At 66.7% G+C, this 17,618-nt stretch carries 14 protein-coding genes and 2 pseudogenes; 7 read left to right on the plus strand and 9 right to left on the minus strand.

What is annotated here, in order from left to right:
• Positions 1 to 19 precede the first annotated feature (19 nt).
• Positions 20 to 625, plus strand: coding sequence for a TetR/AcrR family transcriptional regulator (locus ACX5I6_RS02905; protein WP_461839416.1), 606 nt, complete (start codon positions 20 to 22; stop codon positions 623 to 625).
• A gap of 85 nt (positions 626 to 710) precedes the next feature.
• A complete protein-coding gene (locus ACX5I6_RS02910) occupies positions 711 to 884 on the plus strand; it encodes a CsbD family protein (protein WP_285247914.1) in 174 nt (57 codons plus the stop codon).
• A gap of 84 nt (positions 885 to 968) precedes the next feature.
• Here ACX5I6_RS02910 and ACX5I6_RS02915 read toward each other — a convergent pair whose 3' ends face one another.
• Positions 969 to 1,643 carry a DUF1345 domain-containing protein gene (locus tag ACX5I6_RS02915; RefSeq protein WP_461839417.1) on the minus strand — a complete coding sequence of 225 codons (675 nt, stop codon included), beginning with the start codon at positions 1,641 to 1,643 and terminating at the stop codon, positions 969 to 971.
• Between the two features lie 165 nt (positions 1,644 to 1,808).
• Between ACX5I6_RS02915 and ACX5I6_RS02920 the strand changes: the two genes are divergently transcribed.
• The gene (locus ACX5I6_RS02920; RefSeq protein ID WP_461839418.1) at positions 1,809 to 2,780 is read left to right on the plus strand and encodes an AraC-like ligand-binding domain-containing protein; all 972 of its coding nucleotides are present in this window, start codon (positions 1,809 to 1,811) and stop codon (positions 2,778 to 2,780) included.
• Between the two features lie 128 nt (positions 2,781 to 2,908).
• On the plus strand, positions 2,909 to 3,538 hold the full coding sequence (locus ACX5I6_RS02925; protein ID WP_461839419.1) for an AmiS/UreI family transporter: 630 nt from the start codon (positions 2,909 to 2,911) through the stop codon (positions 3,536 to 3,538).
• On the opposite strand, the gene ACX5I6_RS02930 is transcribed toward ACX5I6_RS02925, so the two are convergent.
• From ACX5I6_RS02930 to glyA, 8 genes and pseudogenes are all read right to left on the minus strand, one after another.
• Positions 3,531 to 5,006, minus strand: coding sequence for an APC family permease (locus ACX5I6_RS02930; RefSeq protein WP_461839420.1), 1,476 nt, complete (start codon positions 5,004 to 5,006; stop codon positions 3,531 to 3,533). The genes ACX5I6_RS02925 and ACX5I6_RS02930 overlap by 8 nt on opposite strands.
• A gap of 316 nt (positions 5,007 to 5,322) precedes the next feature.
• Positions 5,323 to 6,219, minus strand: coding sequence for a formyltetrahydrofolate deformylase (gene purU / locus ACX5I6_RS02935; RefSeq protein ID WP_285247919.1), 897 nt, complete (start codon positions 6,217 to 6,219; stop codon positions 5,323 to 5,325).
• Positions 6,220 to 6,222: 3 nt separating this feature from the next.
• Positions 6,223 to 7,653 (minus strand): L-serine ammonia-lyase, encoded by a 1,431-nt coding sequence (locus ACX5I6_RS02940; RefSeq protein ID WP_461839421.1) that lies wholly within the window; start codon positions 7,651 to 7,653, stop codon positions 6,223 to 6,225.
• Positions 7,653 to 8,296: pseudogene (locus ACX5I6_RS02945) on the minus strand (sarcosine oxidase subunit gamma). The gene ACX5I6_RS02940 and the pseudogene ACX5I6_RS02945 overlap by 1 nt, the downstream one beginning before the upstream one ends.
• A complete protein-coding gene (locus tag ACX5I6_RS02950) occupies positions 8,289 to 11,231 on the minus strand; it encodes a sarcosine oxidase subunit alpha family protein (protein WP_461839422.1) in 2,943 nt (980 codons plus the stop codon). Before ACX5I6_RS02950 ends, ACX5I6_RS02945 begins: the two are co-directional and overlap by 8 nt.
• Positions 11,228 to 11,629 carry a sarcosine oxidase subunit delta gene (locus tag ACX5I6_RS02955; RefSeq protein WP_285247923.1) on the minus strand — a complete coding sequence of 134 codons (402 nt, stop codon included), beginning with the start codon at positions 11,627 to 11,629 and terminating at the stop codon, positions 11,228 to 11,230. Before ACX5I6_RS02955 ends, ACX5I6_RS02950 begins: the two co-directional genes overlap by 4 nt.
• Positions 11,630 to 11,658: 29 nt before the next feature.
• The gene (locus ACX5I6_RS02960; protein ID WP_018760771.1) at positions 11,659 to 12,879 is read right to left on the minus strand and encodes a sarcosine oxidase subunit beta family protein; all 1,221 of its coding nucleotides are present in this window, start codon (positions 12,877 to 12,879) and stop codon (positions 11,659 to 11,661) included.
• Positions 12,876 to 14,216 carry a serine hydroxymethyltransferase gene (gene glyA, locus ACX5I6_RS02965; RefSeq protein ID WP_285247924.1) on the minus strand — a complete coding sequence of 447 codons (1,341 nt, stop codon included), beginning with the start codon at positions 14,214 to 14,216 and terminating at the stop codon, positions 12,876 to 12,878. Before glyA ends, ACX5I6_RS02960 begins: the two co-directional genes overlap by 4 nt.
• 135 nt (positions 14,217 to 14,351) lie before the next feature.
• Here glyA and ACX5I6_RS02970 point away from each other — a divergent pair.
• The 3 genes and pseudogenes from ACX5I6_RS02970 to ACX5I6_RS02980 all read left to right on the plus strand — a co-directional run bounded on the left by ACX5I6_RS02970 (position 14,352) and on the right by ACX5I6_RS02980 (position 17,607).
• Positions 14,352 to 15,012, plus strand: a pseudogene (locus ACX5I6_RS02970) (GntR family transcriptional regulator).
• Between the two features lie 195 nt (positions 15,013 to 15,207).
• On the plus strand, positions 15,208 to 16,248 hold the full coding sequence (locus tag ACX5I6_RS02975; RefSeq protein WP_461839423.1) for a LacI family DNA-binding transcriptional regulator: 1,041 nt from the start codon (positions 15,208 to 15,210) through the stop codon (positions 16,246 to 16,248).
• Between the two features lie 54 nt (positions 16,249 to 16,302).
• Positions 16,303 to 17,607, plus strand: coding sequence for an extracellular solute-binding protein (locus ACX5I6_RS02980; RefSeq protein ID WP_109045534.1), 1,305 nt, complete (start codon positions 16,303 to 16,305; stop codon positions 17,605 to 17,607).
• Positions 17,608 to 17,618: the final 11 nt, after the last annotated feature.

A 17,618-nucleotide genomic window follows, 5' to 3' on the forward strand; every position in this document is an offset into this window, starting at 1 on the left:
TTTCCGGGGAGTCGCCGCCGTGCCGAAGATTGTTGACCATGACGAGCGCCGCCTGGAGCTCGTGGATGCCACCTGGCGGATCATCGCCCGGCAGGGGCTTGAAAGTGCCACCATGCGCGAGATTGCCATGGAGGCCGGCTTCGCCAACGGCGCCCTGAAGCCCTACTTCCCCACGAAGGACACGCTGCTGGAGTTCGCCTTCAGCCATGTGTTCAACCGGACCAACCAACGCATCGCCCGGGTGACGGCAGGCAAGGCCGGACTGGAGGCGCTGCGGGCCTTTTGCCTGGAGGTCCTCCCCCTCGATGAGGAGCGCATCAATGAAGCCCGCGTTGTCATCCCGTTCTGGCAGAAGGCTGTCAGCGATCCACGGAAGGCTGACATCCACCGCGAATCCATGGCCGAATGGCTGGCCACCATCCGCCGCTACCTCGAAGAGGCGAGGAACAGCGGCGACGTAACTGCCGGCGTCGCCGACTCCGTCCTCGCCGGCCAGCTGTTGAACATGCTGCTGGGAGCCCAGATCGAGGCCGCCCTTGCGCCGGAAGGTCAGCTGGAATTCGGCCACGCCGCCCAGCTGGAAGGCTTCCTCGGCCTGCTGGGCAAAATTCCAGGCGCCAAATGAGTCTCAAACTCGAAAGTATGCTTACTATTGTCTGGTCAGGTTCTGGTTCAGGCCGGAGCAAGCACGAATTGTTAGGAGCATTCCCATGGGTTTGGATGACAAGATCGGCAACGCTGCAGAGAAGCTCGGCGGCAAGGGCAAGGAAGCTGCCGGCAACGCTACGGGCGACGAAGGCCTGAAGGCTGAAGGCCAGGGCGACCAGGCCAAAGCCGACGTAAAGCAGGCCGGCGAGAAGGTCAAGGATGCCTTCAAGCACTAATTGACGCCTCACAACATGGGTGCAGCTCCAGCAGGAGCTGCACCCATTGGCGTTAAAAGAGCCAGTCCGCGCTAGCGCCGGGGCTTAGTGGATGAGGCCCGACACCAGGTTGATGGTGGTTGCCAGGACGATGGCACCCAGCAGGTAGGACAACAGGGCCTGCCGCAGGACCGTGGAGCGGATGGCGTTGGTCTTCAGGTCTGTATCCGACACCTGGAAGGTCATGCCAACAGTGAACGCCAGGTACGCGAAGTCCGCATAGCGGGGCTGGGTTTCCTCATTGAAATCGACGCCGGTCCCGTCGCGGTAGTAGATGGCCGCGTAGCGGAGCGTGAACAGCGTGTGGACCAGGAACCAGGACAGGGCAATGCTGCCCAAGGCCATGGCCACGGTGGCATCCTTGCTCATGCCCTGCGAATTGGAGGCATCCAGCAGGATCAGCGCCACCCCGGCAAAGCTGGCCACGGTGGCGCTGAGGACCATGGTGTCCGAAAAGACCCGGCCCGGATCCTCCCGGCGGGCGTGGGCGGCGGTTGCTCCGGGCCCCAGGTGCCGGATGACGCTCCAGACCCAGATCAGGTACGTGGCAGAGGCGGCCGCCCAGCCAAGGGCAGGCGCATAGGTCCAGTGCCCCAGCGCTCCCACGGCAAGCGCCACCACCACACCAACCGCGAGCATCACCACCATCCGCAGCCGGGAATGGTGCGCGCGGGAATTGAAGTTGCGGTGGCGGTCCTGGGAAGCGGCGACGGCGTTCATGCGCGGATCATGCCACGGGAAGCTTGGAAACGTCTGACAGGCAGCCGCACTCTTCTTTTTCGCCAACCGTTGAAAAAAGATCCGGCCCGCGTTAACCTGAACGTACTGTGTCGCAGGACACAGTACGGGGAATATCTAGGTGGCCATCTGTCGCAAGGAACATCCATGCCAGCAACAGCTACAGCCGAAAAAGTGACCCGGCCCGAACGCCAGCACGTTACCGCGAGCGTTGCGGCATCCTTCGACCACTGGCGGCACCTGGTGGCGGAATCCTTCGTGCCCCTCACCGCCCAAACGGCGGACGTGGACGGTTTCCAGGGCCGGATGCGCTCCCGGGTGCTGGACCGGATGTCCATTGTTGAAGTAACTGCCACTTCCCACGAAGTGCACCGCACCCCCGCCCTGATCGCACAGGCCCACGAACGCTATTTCAAGCTCAACCTGCAACTGGAGGGCACCGGGCTGCTGATCCAGGACAACCGCGAAGCCGTGCTCCAGCCCGGGGACCTGGCCATCTACGACACCAACCGGCCGTACACCCTCGCCTTCGAGGACACGACCCGGATCATGGTGCTGATGTTCCCCTGCGACGCCGTGTCCCTGCCCGCCGACTATGTGGGACAGCTGGCGGCAGTGCGGATGGGCAGCGGCGGCCTGAGCGGACTCGTGGGTCAGTTCATCCGCCAGTTGTCGGAAGACCTGGACGTCCTGAACGGCCCCAGCGGGTCCCGGCTGGCAACGAATGCCCTGGACCTGGTGTCCACCATGCTGCACGCCGAAATGGATATTAAGCCGGACCGGATGAAGCCGCAGGCGATGCTGGCCGTCTCGGTCCGCGAATACATCGAGGCGCACCTCTCGGACCCGCTGTTGTCCCCGGCGAGCATCGCGGCCGCACACTTCATCTCCACCAGGCACCTGCACAACGTCTTTCACGAGTCCGGGACCACGGTGGCCAGCTGGATCCGGACCCAACGGCTTGAGGGCGCCCGCCGCGAACTCCGCGACCCGCTGCACGCCGGGCAGCCCGTCGGCGCGATTGCGGCCCGCTGGGGTTTCCTGGACGCTGCCCACTTCAGCCGTACTTTCCGCGACGCCTTCGGCGTCTCACCCAGCGAGTGGCGCAAAGGCGCCTAGGCCGCACCCGGCCGTCCCCACCGATTACGACCAGGGCTCGTTGGGCACCATCACCCCGCGTCCGCTAACGTCCGTCAGGTGACAAAGAAGTTTCACCTTGCGATAGTTTTGCGGGAAGAGGGCCGCTGATGCCTTTTATTTGCCTCCTGCTCTCCGGTGCCGCACTGCTGGCCAACGGACTGGCGACCCTCGGGCACGTTCCCCGCCGCGACGCCGCGGCCCTCAACCTGCTGGTGGGCGGCACCCAACTGGTGCTCGCCGTCGTCTATGTCAGTGCTGCCGGTGACGCTCCGGCGCCGCTCCTCACGGCCGCCGGCATGTTCCTGTTCGGATCCACCTATCTGTACTCGGGACTGGATGTGCTGCTGGGGCTCGGGTCACGCGGCCTGGGCTGGTTTTGCGGGCTGGTGGCGTTCTGCGGCGCGCTGCTGGCCACCGCCTGGCTGGGCACAGACCCCCTGCTCGCGGTGCTGTGGGTGTGCTGGTCCGTGCTGTGGGCCCTGCTGTTCGCCTGCCTGGCCCTGGGCGCCGTGCGGCTTGAACGGTTCACAGGCTGGGCCCTGGTGCTGGCTGCTCCGGCGTCGGCCACAATTCCGGCACTCCTTGGCCTGGCAGGGTTCTGGCCCGCTTCTCCGGCCGCGGCGTGGGGTGGCGCGCTGGTCGGGGCCATCCTGTTCGTCACGGCACGCGCACTGGCCCGGCGCGGACCAAAGGTTCCACGCCGGGCCGGTACCGGAGATCCCGCCGTCGCTAGGTAAGCACGTGGCCCAGGGAAGCTGAGTGGTGGCGCCGCTCGATGACCCATTCCACCAGCACCCCGGCCAGGAAGACCACCGGGACCGCTGCGAGCAGGGCCGTAGCCGTCTCGGCATTGCCCCCAATGAGGGCGGTGAAATTGCTGACCACCAGGTAGAGGACCCATGCCAGCAGGACCGCCGCCAGGACCGGGGCTATCCGGGTCTGCCACAGCCCCGCGCCCCCGTGTTCCCGGCGGAAGAACGCGACGACGGCGGCGGAGCAGAGCATGTACAACACCAGGAGCGCTGCCACAGCAAGGCCGCTGAACCAGGAGAACAGGGTCAGCACAGGATCCATCGCCAGGATGGCGAACGGCACCACCAGCACGACGGCGGTGGCGGACTGGACCCAGGCGGCCACCGCAGGGGCCCGGTGCCGGTTGGTCCGGGCAAGGACGGCGGGCATGGAACCGCGCAGGGCCAGGGAGTGCAGGTAGCGGTTGATGCCGTTGTGGAAGGCGATGATTCCGGCGAGCAGCGAGGTGACCAGCAGGATGCCGGCCACGACGCCCGCCCAGGGTCCGAACAGTTCCACCAGCGGACCCAGCACGAAGGACGTGGCATCCCCGGACTCGAGGGCGGCGCCGGCGGCGTCCATCACCCGGGAGGGCCCGTAGTAGCTCACCAGCATCCAGGAGATGAAGGCGAAGAATACCGAGATCACCCCTACCGAGAGGTAGGTGGCCCGGGCGACGGTGCGGTGGGGGTCCTTGGCCTCGGCGGAGTAGATGGCGGTGGACTCGAAGCCGAACATGGACGCCACCGCGAACATGATGGCAACGCCGGGGGCACCTGCACCAATGGCTTCGGGGGAAAAGGATGCCGCAACGCCGATGCCTTCCGGGCCGCCGCCGTGGAACAGCACGGTGAAACCGAACATCAGCAGGATGGCCACCTCCAGGCCCACCAGCACGGCCAGGACGCGCGCCCCGAGTTCGATGTTCAGGGAGCCAAGCACCTGGACGCCCGCCATGGTGGCCAGGGCCAGCAGCCACCACGGCACCTCCAGCCCGGCAGAGGCCAGGAGCCCGGAGAAGGCCGCGCCGTACAGCCCGTACATGGCGGCCTGCACGGTGCTGTAGGCCAGCAGGGCCAGCCACGCCGCCCCGGCTCCGGTCCGCCTGCCAAAAGCTGCCGTGACGTAGGCGTAGAAAGCGCCGTTGGCCTGGATCTTCCGGCTCATGGCGACGAAACCGACGGCGAAAACCACGATGACTATGCCCACGATCAGGTACGCGCCGGGGGCGCCGGCGCCGTTGCCCAGGGCCGCCGCCAGCGGCGCTGCGCCAACGATCCCCGTCAGGGGCGCCTGGGCGGACAGGACGAAGAACAGGATGCCGAGCACGCCGATGCTGCCGGCGCGGAGGGCGGTGGAATGCTCCTTGGCCGGAGCGTCAGCGGTCCGGGTCTCGGAATTCGAAATACTCATTGGATCCTTCTTAACGGTCATGAGCTCGGGAAAATTGCTGTGGGATCCAGCTTGGCAGCGGCAGGGAGTTCCGCTTTGTCCACCAGCGATCAGTTGTTGTCGGTCCGCGCAGCGCCGTTCCGGGCATCCTCCCGCCGCTGCGTCCGCGCTGAAATTCCCCACCTTTCCGCCCGCCCCACCCACAGCCGACGGCGTGTGGCGGGGACACGCCGTCGGGCGCGCTTAAACATGGGGAGAGTCAGCCGGGCACAACAAAGCGCGGCCGGCCTCCCTGGAAGGGAAGCCGGCCGCGCCGTCGTAATTCAGTTATCTGGGCCTACCGCAGCACCACGGTGCGGTTGCCCTGCAGCAGGACCCTGCCCTCGCAGTGCCATTTCACCGCGTTGGACAGTGCCTTGCATTCGGTGTCACGGCCGGCGGCCACCAGGTCCTCTGGCCCGTAGGTGTGGTCCACCTCCACCACCTGCTGGGCGATGATGGGCCCTTCGTCCAGTTCAGCGTTGACGTAGTGGGCTGTGGCGCCCACGGTCTTGACGCCACGCGCGTAGGCCTGGTGGTACGGCTTGGCGCCCTTGAAGCTGGGCAGGAACGAGTGGTGGATGTTGATGGCCCGGCCGTCGAGCTTCCGGGTCAGGTCGTCGCTGAGCACCTGCATGTAGCGGGCCAGCACCACCAGTTCCACCTCCAGCCCGTCCACCAGCTCCATCAGCTTCGCCTCGGCTTCGGGCTTCGTGGCGGCCGTGACCGGGATGTGGTGGAACGGGATGCCGTGCCACTCCACCAGGGCCTGGTGGTCGGTGTGGTTGGACACCACGGCCACCACGTCAACGGGAAGTTCGCCGATCCGGGCACGGAACAGCAGGTCGTTGAGGCAGTGCCCGAACTTGGACACCATGATCAGCACCTTGCGCTTGGAGCCCTGGCGTTCCAGCTGCCACCGCATGCCGAATCTGTCCGCGACCGGGGCAAAGGAGTCCCGCAGGACTTCCACGGTGGAATCGTCGCCCTCGGAAACGAAGTGCACCCGCATGAAGAAGTGTCCTTCGGAGCGCTCACCAAATTGTTTGTTGTCGATGATGTCGCAGCCGTGTTCCAGCAGGAAGCCGGAGACGGCGTGCACGATGCCGGGCCCCTCGGCGCAGTCGAGGGTCAGGACGTGTTCCACGGTGGTGGGCGCCTTCGGGGCAGGCATCCGGGTCTCAGTAACAGTCATGGCTCAGCACTCGATCACATTCACGGCGAGTCCTCCTCGGGAGGTTTCCTTGTACTTGGTTTTCATGTCGGCCCCGGTGTCGCGCATGGTCTTGATGGCCTTGTCCAGCGAAACCTTGTGGCTGCCGTCCCCGTGCAGGGCCAGCCGGGCCGCGTTGATCGCCTTCACGCTGGCGATCGCGTTCCGCTCGATGCAGGGGATCTGCACCAGGCCGCCCACGGGATCGCAGGTGAGGCCCAGGTTGTGCTCGATCCCCACCTCCGCGGCGTTTTCCACCTGCGCGGGCGTTCCGCCGAGCACTTCGCAGAGTCCGGCCGCGGCCATGGAGCAGGCGGAGCCCACCTCACCCTGGCAGCCCACTTCGGCGCCGGAGATGGAGGCGTTCGTCTTGAACAGGATTCCGACGGCGGCCGCCGCCAGGAGGAAGCGGACCACGCCGTCGTCGTCTGCTCCCAGAACAAATTTCACGTAGTAGTGCAGGACGGCCGGCACGATCCCGGCCGCGCCGTTGGTGGGAGCGGTGACGATGCGCCCGCCGGCGGCGTTTTCCTCGTTCACGGCGAGCGCGAAGAGGTTCACCCATTCCATCGCCAGCAGCGGGTCCGCCGGGGCCTGCACGGGCGACGGCGTTGCTGCCGCCGCCTGGGCGGAGGCCTCGGCCGATGCCGCAGCGGACGCCGTCAGGGTGCGGAACAGCGCGGGTGCGCGCCGCGGTACCTTGAGGCCGCCGGGCAGGATGCCCTCGGCGTTGCAGCCGTTCTCCACGCATTCGCGCATCACGGCCCAGAGTCCGAGCAGCTTCTCCCGGAGTTCCGCTTCGCTGTGCCACGTGAGTTCGTTGGCCAGCATGACGTCGGAAATGGATATGCCTTCGCGGCTGCAGATCTGCAGGAGCTCGTCCGCCGTGGAGAACGGGTAGGGCAGGACGGTGTCGTCCGCCACCACCTTGTCGGCGCCTTCAGCGTCGCCGTCCACCACGAACCCGCCGCCAATGGAGTAGTAGCTGCGTTCGCTGAGCACGGCGCCGGTGTGGTCGAGGGCGCGGAAGGTCATACCGTTGGGGTGCGCGGGAAGGGACTTGCGGCGGTGCAGCACCACGTCCTCTTCCCAGTTGAAGTCCACGCGGTGGCTGCCGGCGACCTGCAGTTCGGCGTTCAGGGCCGCTGCGGCCACCTGGTCGTCGGCGGTGAACGTATTGACTGTTTCGGGTTCCAGGCCCTGAAGTCCCAGGACCACCGCTTTGTCGGAGCCGTGGCCGCGCCCCGTGGCGCCCAGGGAACCGAAGAGCTCCGACTGGACCCGCACGGTGGAGGCCAACTGGCCGTCGCCCTTCAGGCCATCGGCGAAGAGCTTGGCCGCCCGCATCGGGCCCACCGTGTGTGACGACGAGGGCCCGATGCCAACAGAGAACAGGTCAAGGACGCTGAGCGCCATCAGGGCACCTCGGGTGAGGCGTACTCCCGCATGGCGTCCAGGAGCCACCGGCCCAGGAACTCGGCGAACGATGCCCGGGGGAAGATCCGGAAGGAGTCTTCCCCGTCTTCCAGAGGATCGTGGGGATGTTCGCGATTTCGGTCGAGAGGGCGGTGCCGGCCTTGAACACCCGAGGGTGCAGGTCCAGCGAGCAGCCTTTTTCGAGGACGGCGCGGGACCGGGGGCCAACCAGCTCGAAGGTGGTGCGGTTGGCGGACAGGTCCACCACCTGGCCTGCGTCGTTGCCCAGCGCTTCGCGGAGGGCCGGGATCAGGTCCCCGCCAAGGGATTCGTGCGCCTCGGTGGGTGCCACCACCAGGAACTCGGAGGGCCCCAGCCACAGGACCGAAATGTCCCCGGTGGTTGCCACAGCGCCGGAGCCTGCGGGCAGTCCGCCGGTGGCGGCGGCCAGCCGCTGCGCCGTTTCCGAGCCGGCGTCTGCCCGCAGCCCCACCATGGTCAGGAAGGGGAAGCGGAGAAGCTCGACGGTGCCGGCCAGGGAGCCTGCGGTGAAGGCTTCCGCCAGCTGGCGGGCCGGGCTGACGCGTGCCGAGAGGTTCTGCTCTGCGGAGCTCTGGGTGGGGGATGCTGCTGTTTCAGCCATCTTTACGGGTCCCTTCTGGGTCAAAAAGCACTGTTTCCGCAACAACCACGTCCACCAGCTGGTCGCCGGCGGCGGCCACCAGGATTTCGCCGATGCGGTTGCGGCCGTTCTTGATCAGGGCCAGGCCGAAGGACCTGCCCAGCGCTGCGCTGTGGTAGCTGGAGGTGACGAAGCCTTCCATCGGAACCGGCCCGTAGGCCGGGTTGGTGGAGCGTCCCTTTTCCACCAACTGGGTGCCTTCGGGCAGCCGGAGCGTTCCGTCGACGGGAAGGACGCTGACCAGGTGCTTGCGGTCCTCGCGGCTGGAATCGGCGCGGGAGTACGACCGCTTGCCAATGAAGTCCTTGGCCTTGGAAACGATCCACTCCATGCCGGCGTCCTGCGGAGTGACGGTGCCGTCGGTGTCCTGCCCCACGATCGGGTAGCCCTTTTCGGCGCGGAGCACGTGCATGGTTTCGGTGCCGTAGGGGGTGATGTTGAACTCGGCTCCGGCGGCGGCCACGGCTTCCCAGGTGTTCAGCCCGTACCAGGCCGGAATGTTGATCTCGTAGGCCAGTTCGCCGGAGAACGAGATCCGGCAGATCCGGGCGCGGACGCCGGAGGCCAGGGTGGTTTCGCGGAAGGTCATGAACGGGAACGCCTCGGCGTCCAGGCCGCCGTTGGCAGCCAGTTCCGGTGCGACCTTGGCGATGACTTCACGGGACTTGGGGCCGACGACGGCGATGGTGCTCCACTGTTCCGTCACCGAGGTGCACTTGACGTCCAGTTCCGGCCATTCGGTCTGAAGCCATTCTTCCAGCCAGTCCAGGACCTTCGCGGCACCGCCGGTGGTGGTGGTCATGAAGTAGGTGTCGTCGTCCACGCGGAGGGTCACGCCGTCGTCGAAGATCATCCCGTCCGGCGTGCACATCACGCCGTAGCGGGCCGAGCCCGGGACGAGCTTCTTGAACGCGTTGGTGTAGACCCGGTTCAGGAACTCCCCCGCGTCCTTGCCGCGGATCTCGATCTTGCCCAGCGTGGTGGCGTCCATGAAGCCCACGGACTCGCGGACGGCGGCACATTCGCGCAGCACGGCTGCGTCCATGTCCTCCCCGTCCTGCGGGTAGTACCAGGGGCGCTTCCACTGCCCGACGTCCTCGAAGAGCGCACCTTTGGCCACATGCCAGGGGTGGATGGAGGTGATGCGGGCGGGGTCGAAGAGTTCGCCGCGCTGGCGTCCGGCCAGTGCCGCGAAGGCCACCGGGGTGAAGGGTGCGCGGTAGGTGGTGGTGCCGATGTCGCCGATGCCGCGGGAGGCTTCGCCGGCCGTGCGGAGGGCCGCGGCGATCACGCCGATGGCGTTGACGCCGGAGGTCTTGCCCTGGTCGTTGGCGGTGCTGATGGAGGTGTACCGCTTGATGTGCTCGACGGAACGCATGCCGGCCCCGGTGGAGCGCAGCACATCAGCCACGGACTGGTCGCGCTGGAAGTCCACGAAGTGGTGGTGCCAGTCGTCGGGGGTGCCGTTCTCGCCCGGCACCAGCCAGAGCTGGCGGGTGGGCGCGGCGGCCTTGGGCTCACCGAACGTGGACGGTTCGACGGCGGATTCGAAGCCCGCGGCGATGGCGGCCCGCGCGCCGGCGGAGACGCCCTCGGCGAGGCAGTCGGCGGTGGCGAAGGAGCCGCGGCCGGAGCCGATGGTCTGCTGGTTGGGCACTTCAGTGCTGGGGACGAAGGCTGCGAGCTCGTCGTCCCAGCGCAGCTTGCCCTGGCGCTGGGAGTGCAGGTGGACCAGCGGGCTCCAGCCGCCGGACACGGCCAGCAGGTCGCAGGCGAGCTGCTCGATGCCGGAGGTGAGCTCGCCGTCGTCGTTGATGCTGCGAACGGTGACGCCGTCCAGCCGGCCGGTGGCGTCGGCGGAGGTGTTGGCCACGGCGCTGCCGATCAGGACCCGGATTCCGGATTCGACGGCGGCGGTTGCGGCGGCGGTCAGCGCGGGGCGGGCGTCCACGACTGCGGCAACCTTGACCCCTGCGGCGGCAAGATCAGCTGCGGCGGTGTAGGCACTGTCGTTCGTGGTGCTGATGACCACACGCTTTCCGGCGGCCACGCCGTACCGGTTGAGGTAGGTGCGCACGGCCGATGCCAGCATGATTCCCGGGCGGTCGTTGTTCTCGAACACCAGGGGCCGTTCGTGGGCGCCGGGGGCCAGGACCACCTGGTTGGCACGGATGTGCCAAATCCGCTGCCGGGACACGCCGGGGGCGGCTGGGCTGGAGAGGTGGTCGGTGCGGTTCTGGACGGCGATGACGTAGTTGGCGTCGTAGGCGCCGAACGCGGTAGTGCGGTTCAGGACGGTGGATTCGACGCCGGACACCAGCTCGGCTTCAACGTCGGCCACCCACTCCAGGGCGGGCTTGCCTTCGATGGTCTCGGCCAGGCCGGGCGCGGTGGAGCCGGAGAGCAGGGAGCCGCCAAGTTCGGGCTGGTCATCCAGGAGCATGACGCGGGCGCCGCTGCGGACGGCCTCGCGGGCTGCGGCAAGTCCGGCGGGGCCGCCACCGATGACCAGGATGTCGGCGTGGACGTACTTCTTGTCGTATTCGGCGCGGTCATCTTCCGGGTCCAGCTTGCCCAGGCCGTTGAGCAGGGTGGCCTGGAGCCCGTCCACCAAGGAAACGGTGGTGGCTGGCAGCATGGATTCGGCCACGTGGCCGGGGAAGCGGGCCTCGATGCGGACCAGGGCGTTGGCCTCTTCCACTCCGGCGGACATGATGCCGCGGGGCCGGTCCTCATAGAGCGAATTGCCGGCGGCGACGCGGCCGTTGGCGAGCAGGGCGGAGGCGAGCGTGTCGCCGGGGTGCCCGGTGAATTCCTCGCCGTCCACGGTGAAGCGCCAGGAGATGGTGCGGTCGATGCGGCCGCCGGTTGCCAGGCGGGCGTTCTGCGAGGTCACTTGGTGGCTCCTTCCGGGGCGGTGCGGGTGGTGCTGGTGGCTGAGAGGCTGGGTGCCGCGGTACCGGTGGTGGTGCTGTCGGCGGCTGTGCTGGCGGTGCCTGCCTCGACGGCCGGATCAGCGGCACGGTCCGGCCGGCGGGTACCCATCGGGTAGACCGCCTGGATGTCATAGCTGACGGTGTCGCGGAGCATGTTGAACCACTGGCGGCAGCCCGTGCTGTGGACCCAGCGTTCGGCGAAGATGCCTTTCGGGTTCTCCCGGTAGAAGAGGTAGCGGGACCACTCGGTGTCGGTCAGCTCGTTCGGGTTCTCCGGGTAGGGTACGTGGGCCTGTCCCCCGTAGTGGAATTCGGTTTCGTCCCGCGGGCCGCAGTTGGGGCATGGGATCAGCAGCATGTGCGTAAGTCCTTTTCTGGTGGCGGCGGCTAGTGGGCCACGGCGGCGGCGCCGTGTTCGTCGATGAGCGCGCCGGTTTCGAAGCGTTCCAGCGAGAACGGCTTGTTCAGCCGGTGCGGGGTGCCGGTGGCGATGGTGTGCGCGAAGGTCATGCCGGCGGCGGGGGTTCCCTTGAACCCGCCGGTCCCCCAGCCGCAGTTCACGAACATGTTCTCCACCGGGGTCAGGCCCACGATCGGGGAAGCGTCCAGGGTGGTGTCCACGATGCCGCCCCAGGTCCGGAGCACATGGGCCCGGGCAAAGATCGGGAAGAGCTCCACGGCGGCCGCCATCTGCTGCTCGATCACGTGGAAGGAGCCGCGCTGGCCGTAGCCGTTGTAGGAGTCGACGCCGGCGCCCATGACCAGTTCGCCCTTGTGGGCCTGGGAGACGTAGACGTGGACGTGGTTGGACATGACCACCGTGGGGTGCACCGGTTCGTGCAGTTCCGAGACCAGTGCCTGCAGCGGGTGGGACTGGATGGGCAGCTGGAAACCGGCCATCTCCGCCAGGACCGAGCTGTGGCCGGCGGCGCAGAGGCCCACCTTTTCAGTGTTGATGGTGCCGCGGTTGGTCTTGACGCCCACCACCCGGTCGCCGTCCTTGAGGAAGCCGGTGACTTCGCAGTTCTGGATGATGTCCACGCCCATTTCGTCGCACTTGCGGGCGAAGGCCCAGGCAACGTGGTCGTGCTTGGCGATGCCGGCCCGCGGCTGGTACGTGGCGCCCATGACGGGGTAGCGGATGTTGTCCCGGATGTTGAGGATGGGGCAGAGTTCCTTGACCTGCTGCGGGTCCAGCCATTCGGCGTCCACGCCGTTGAGCTTGTTGGCGCCCACCCGGCGGATGCTTTCGCGCACGTCGCCCAGGGTGTGGGCCAGGTTCATCACGCCGCGCTGGCTGAAGAGGAAGTCGTATTCGAGCTCCTCGGGCAGGATTTCCCACAGCTTGAGGGCGTGCTCGTAGATGGCGGCACTCTCGTCCCAGAGGTAGTTGGAGCGGATGATGGTGGTGTTCCGTGCCATGTTGCCGCCGGCCAGCCAGCCCTTTTCCAGGACGGCGATGTTGGTCATCCCGTGGTTCTTGGCCAGGAAGTAGGCGGTGGCCAGGCCGTGCCCGCCGCCGCCAACGATCACGGCGTCGTAGGAGGACTTGGGTTCGGGGTTCCGCCAGAGGAAGTCCGGGTGTTCCGGAAGGTGCTGGGTGCTCACTGGGCGGCTCCAATCAGGTCTGCTTCAGCGTCGGCCAGGCCGGCATCGGCGGTGAGGTGCGGGTAGAGGGGGAAGGCGTTGGCAAGGGCCGTCACCCGTTCGCGGAGTTCGACGGCGGTGTCCCCGGGGAGGGTGCCCGTGCCTGCGGAGGCGATGAGTGCGGAGGCGATGATGTCGGCCACCTCGGTGAACTCGGCGGCGCCGAAGCCGCGGGCGGCCAGGGCCGGGGTGCCGATCCGGAGGCCGGAGGACACCATCGGCGGGCGGGGATCGAACGGGACGGCGTTGCGGTTGACGGTGATGCCGATCGTGTGGAGGGCGTCCTCACCCTGCTGGCCGTCCAGTTCGGAGTGGCGGAGGTCCACCAGGACCAGGTGGACGTCGGTGCCGCCGTTGACCACGGAGATGCCTGCGGCCTGGACGTCGGGCTGGAGGAGCCGTTCAGCCAGCAGCTTGGCGCCCTGCAGGACGCGTTCCTGGCGTTCCTTGAATTCGGGGGCGGCGGCGAGTTTGAAGGCCACGGCCTTGGCGGCGACGACGTGCTCCAGGGGTCCGCCCTGCTGGCCGGGGAACACGGCGCTGTTGATCTTCTTGGCGTATTCCTCCTTGGCCAGAATGACGCCGCCGCGGGGTCCGCCTAGGGTCTTGTGGGTGGTGGTGGTGACCAGGTCGGCGTAGGGGACGGGGTTGGGGTGCAGGCCCGCGGCCACCAGCCCGGCGAAGTGGGCCATGTCCACCATCAGGTACGCGCCCACGAGGTCTGCGATGCGGCGGAACTCGGCGAAGTCCAGCTGGCGGGAGTAGGCGGACCAGCCGGCCACGATCAGCTTGGGCTGGTGTTCCAGCGCCAGTGCTTCCACCTCTGCCATATCAATGCGGAGGTCCGATTCGCGAACGTGGTAGGGCACCACGTTGTACAGCTTGCCGGAGAAGTTGATCTTCATGCCGTGGGTGAGGTGGCCTCCGTGGGCCAGGGACAGGCCCAGGATGGTGTCGCCGGGGTTGAGCAGGGCGAACATGGCGGCGGCGTTGGCCTGCGCGCCGGAGTGCGGCTGGACGTTGGCGAATTCGGCGCCGAACAGGGCTTTGACGCGGTCGATGGCGAGCTGTTCGATGACGTCCACGTGCTCGCAGCCGCCGTAGTAGCGCTTGCCCGGGTAGCCCTCGGCGTACTTGTTGGTCAGGACCGAGCCCTGGGCTTCCATCACTGAGGCCGGAGCAAAGTTCTCCGACGCAATCATTTCCAAGGTGGACTGCTGGCGGTGCAGTTCCTTCGCAACGGCGGCGGCGACGTCGGCGTCCACCGTGGCGAGCGAGGCGTTCAGTACGTCCTGCATTGTTCTCCTTCAAAGCCCTTCGGAGTTACTGATCCATAACTGATCTGTAACTGATATATTAGAACTGACGTAATAGTATGTTGTAGATCACGCGGCAGTCAATAGCTACCTTGGGAGAAGCTCGCAATGAGCGTAATGACAGAGAACCAGCTGGCCGGCGAAGGCGACCTCTCGCTTGCGGAGCAGGCCTACCGGCACCTTCGGGACCGGCTCATCATGCTCGACATCCGGCCCGGGGAGGCTATCAACGACGGCAAGCTCGCCGCCGAACTCGGGATCGGCCGCACGCCGGTGCGCGAAGCGCTCAAGCGCCTGGAAGGCGACCACCTGGTGGTCTCGTACCCCCGCCGCGGAACGTTCGCCACCGTCGTCGACATCACCGAACTTGCCGACGTCTCGAGAGCTCCGCGAGTCCTTGGAGCCACTGGCCGCGCGCCGCGCCGCCAAGCTGGCCTCCCCCGCACTGCGCAAGGAAATCCGCGACACCGCCGCCGCCATCGCCACCATGGGCGGCGCCGAGGACCCCTATGACCTCATGCGCTATGACATCAAGGTGCACCGCCTGATCTACCGCGCGGCCGCCAACACCCACCTCGAAGACGTCCTGATCCGCTACGACAACCTGGCCACCCGCATTTGGTGCATGGTGCTGGAAAAGGTCCCGTCCGTGGCGGAGCACATCGCCGAGCACGTGGAACTCCTTGAGGCAGTGGCCGACGGCGATTCCGACCGGGCGGGCAAGCTCGCCTTGGAGCACGTCACCAGCTTCGAGCAGGCCATCCGCAACGTGCTGTAGCCCACCCGCTTCGCAGGCCCCATCCCGCACCAGCGACGGGCCACCTTTCCTCGGCGCCACCAAACAAAACCCTCATTGCAGCGCCGCCCGCGAGCTTTCTCCGCCCCGCCCCTTGACAGATAGGAGCTGAACCGGTTTAGTGAATACAACAAAACCGGTTCAGTGATTCATATCACCAGGCATTTTGAGGCAAACATGACAGTAACCATCAACGACGTTGCGCAGGCCGCCGGCGTCAGCAAGGGAGCCGTCTCGTATGCCTTGAACGGCCAGCCGGGAGTCAGCCAGGAGACCCGTGACCGGATCCTCAGGGTGGCAAAGGAACTTGGGTGGACGCCAAACCTCCGGGCCAAAGGCTTGTCGTCGTCGAAGGCGTACGCGCTGGGCCTCGTTGTCGCCAGGGATCCGTTGCTGCTGGGAACGGACCCCTTTCCGGCCTTCATAGCGGGCATCGAAACGGCCCTGGCCGAGCACGAGTATGCGCTCGTCCTCAGTGTCGCCACGGCACCCGGCGCGGAGGAACGCTGCTACCGGAAACTGGTCGATAACGGCAGGGTTGACGGCTTCATCCTTACGGACGTCCGCCACGACGACTCCCGGATCGCGCTGATGCTCGAACTCAAACTTCCCGCCGTCACGCTGAACCGGCCGGACGCGGCATCGCCGTTCCCGGCGGTATCTGTCGAAGAGTCGGAAGGGATCGTGGCCGCCGTCGAGCACTTGATGGAACTTGGCCACAGCCGCATAGCCCATGTGGGCGGGGCCCAGGAATATATCCACGGCCGGAGCCGCCGCCAAGCTTGGGAGGATGCCCTGAGGGGCGCCGGCCTCCGGCCGGACCTCTTTGCCGCTGCGGACTTCACCGCTGCAGGCGGCGTCGCGGCCACCGCTGACCTGCTGCGGAGGCCCGACCGGCCCACGGCCATCGTGTACGCCAATGACCTCATGGCCACAGCCGGGCAATCCTATGCGCAGTCCATGGGCCTCAGCGTCCCGGGCGATCTTTCCATCACCGGCTACGACAATGCGGAATTCACGAAGTACCTGAATCCGCCGCTGACCACGCTTGCAACAGATCCAATGCTGTGGGGCCGGGCTTCCGCCCAGCTCATGCTGAATCAGCTTGCCGCCCCGCGCGGCGTGGAGGACATCACGCTTCCTTCGCCACGGCTGATCGTCAGGGCTTCCACCGGGCCGGTCCCTGCCACCCCCACGGAACCGCTCCGCAGTTCCTGACACCACAACATCCCACTACCCCGAACCCCATTAATCCCTCCCCAAGGAGTCGCAATGAAGCGCATCAATACTGCCACGCGCCTACTGTCCGTGGCCGCCCTCACCATCATGGGCGCCGGCCTGGCCGGCTGCGGCAGCCAGGCCGGCGGAAGCTCGGACGCGTCGTCGGCCACGACGGCCAAAGGCCCCATCAAGATCTGGTACTCCAACAACGAGTTCGAGGTGAAGTGGGGCAAGGAAATGGTGGCTGCGTGGAACGCGGCGCATCCGGACCAGCAGGTGGATGCCCAGGAAATCCCGGCCGGCAAGAGCTCAGAGGAAACCATTGGGGCGGCCATCACGGCCGGAAACGCTCCCTGCCTGGTGTTCAACACGGCCCCTGTAGCGGTACCGCAGTTCCAGAAGCAAGGCGGCCTGGTGCCGCTGGACTCCTTCCCGGACGGCGCCCAGTACATCAAGGACCGCACGGGCGACCTGGCCGACCAGTACAAGTCTTCTGACGGCAAGACCTACCAGTTGCCGTGGAAGTCCAACCCCGTGGTGCTCTTCTACAACAAGGACCTGTTCAAGAAGGCGGGCCTGGACCCGGAGAACCCGAAGCTGGGCACGCAACAGGAGTTGCTGGACGCCTCCCGTACGCTCGTGAAATCCGGCGCCGCACAGAAAGCCATCTGGCCGTCCCCGGCCAGCGACTACTTCCAGTCCTGGTTCGACTTCTACCCGTTCTACGCGGCCAACACGCAGGGCTCGCAGCTGATCAAGGACGGCAAGTCCACGTTCGACAGCGACCAGGGCAAGCAAGTGGCCGGCATGTTCCAGAGCCTTTATAAGGAAGACCTGGCCTCCAAGGAGACCTACCAGGGAGACTCCTTCGCCGAGGGCAAGTCCGCCATGGCACTGGCCGGTCCGTGGGCCATCGCCTCCTACAAGGACAAGGTGAACTGGGGAGCGGTGCCGATTCCGGGTGCCCAGCAGCAGGACAAGTCGTACACCTTCTCCGACGCGAAGAACGTCTCGATCTATTCGGCCTGCAAGAACCAGGGCACTGCCTGGGAGGTACTGAAGTTCGCCACCAGCAAGGACGAGGACGGCAAGCTCCTCTCGGAGACCGGCCAAATGCCGATGCGGAAGGACCTGACGACCGCCTACGCAGACTTCTTCACCAAGAACCCGCTCTACAAGAACTTCGCCGACCAGGCCGGCCGCACGGTGGAGGTCCCCAACGTCACCAACTCCGTGCAGATCTGGCAGACCTTCCGCGACGCGTGGAACAAGTCGGTCATCTTCGGCAACCAGAGCATCGATGACGCGTTCAAGTCCGCCTCGGACAAGATCAACCAACTGGCTGCCACCAAGTAACGGACTGTCCC

The organism is Arthrobacter sp. MMS24-T111, assembly GCF_054888995.1.

Bases quoted from the DNA above. Each gene is read 5' to 3' on its own strand.
- ACX5I6_RS02910 (WP_285247914.1), top strand. From the start codon at position 711: ATGGGTTTGGATGACAAGATCGGCAACGCTGCAGAGAAGCTCGGCGGC.
- ACX5I6_RS02915 (WP_461839417.1), bottom strand. From the start codon at position 1,643: ATGAACGCCGTCGCCGCTTCCCAGGACCGCCACCGCAACTTCAATTCC.
- ACX5I6_RS02920 (WP_461839418.1), top strand. From the start codon at position 1,809: ATGCCAGCAACAGCTACAGCCGAAAAAGTGACCCGGCCCGAACGCCAG.
- ACX5I6_RS02925 (WP_461839419.1), top strand. From the start codon at position 2,909: ATGCCTTTTATTTGCCTCCTGCTCTCCGGTGCCGCACTGCTGGCCAAC.
- ACX5I6_RS02930 (WP_461839420.1), bottom strand. From the start codon at position 5,006: ATGAGTATTTCGAATTCCGAGACCCGGACCGCTGACGCTCCGGCCAAG.
- purU (WP_285247919.1), bottom strand. From the start codon at position 6,219: ATGACTGTTACTGAGACCCGGATGCCTGCCCCGAAGGCGCCCACCACC.
- ACX5I6_RS02940 (WP_461839421.1), bottom strand. From the start codon at position 7,653: ATGGCGCTCAGCGTCCTTGACCTGTTCTCTGTTGGCATCGGGCCCTCG.
- ACX5I6_RS02955 (WP_285247923.1), bottom strand. From the start codon at position 11,629: ATGCTGCTGATCCCATGCCCCAACTGCGGCCCGCGGGACGAAACCGAA.
- glyA (WP_285247924.1), bottom strand. From the start codon at position 14,216: ATGCAGGACGTACTGAACGCCTCGCTCGCCACGGTGGACGCCGACGTC.
- ACX5I6_RS02975 (WP_461839423.1), top strand. From the start codon at position 15,208: ATGACAGTAACCATCAACGACGTTGCGCAGGCCGCCGGCGTCAGCAAG.
- ACX5I6_RS02980 (WP_109045534.1), top strand. From the start codon at position 16,303: ATGAAGCGCATCAATACTGCCACGCGCCTACTGTCCGTGGCCGCCCTC.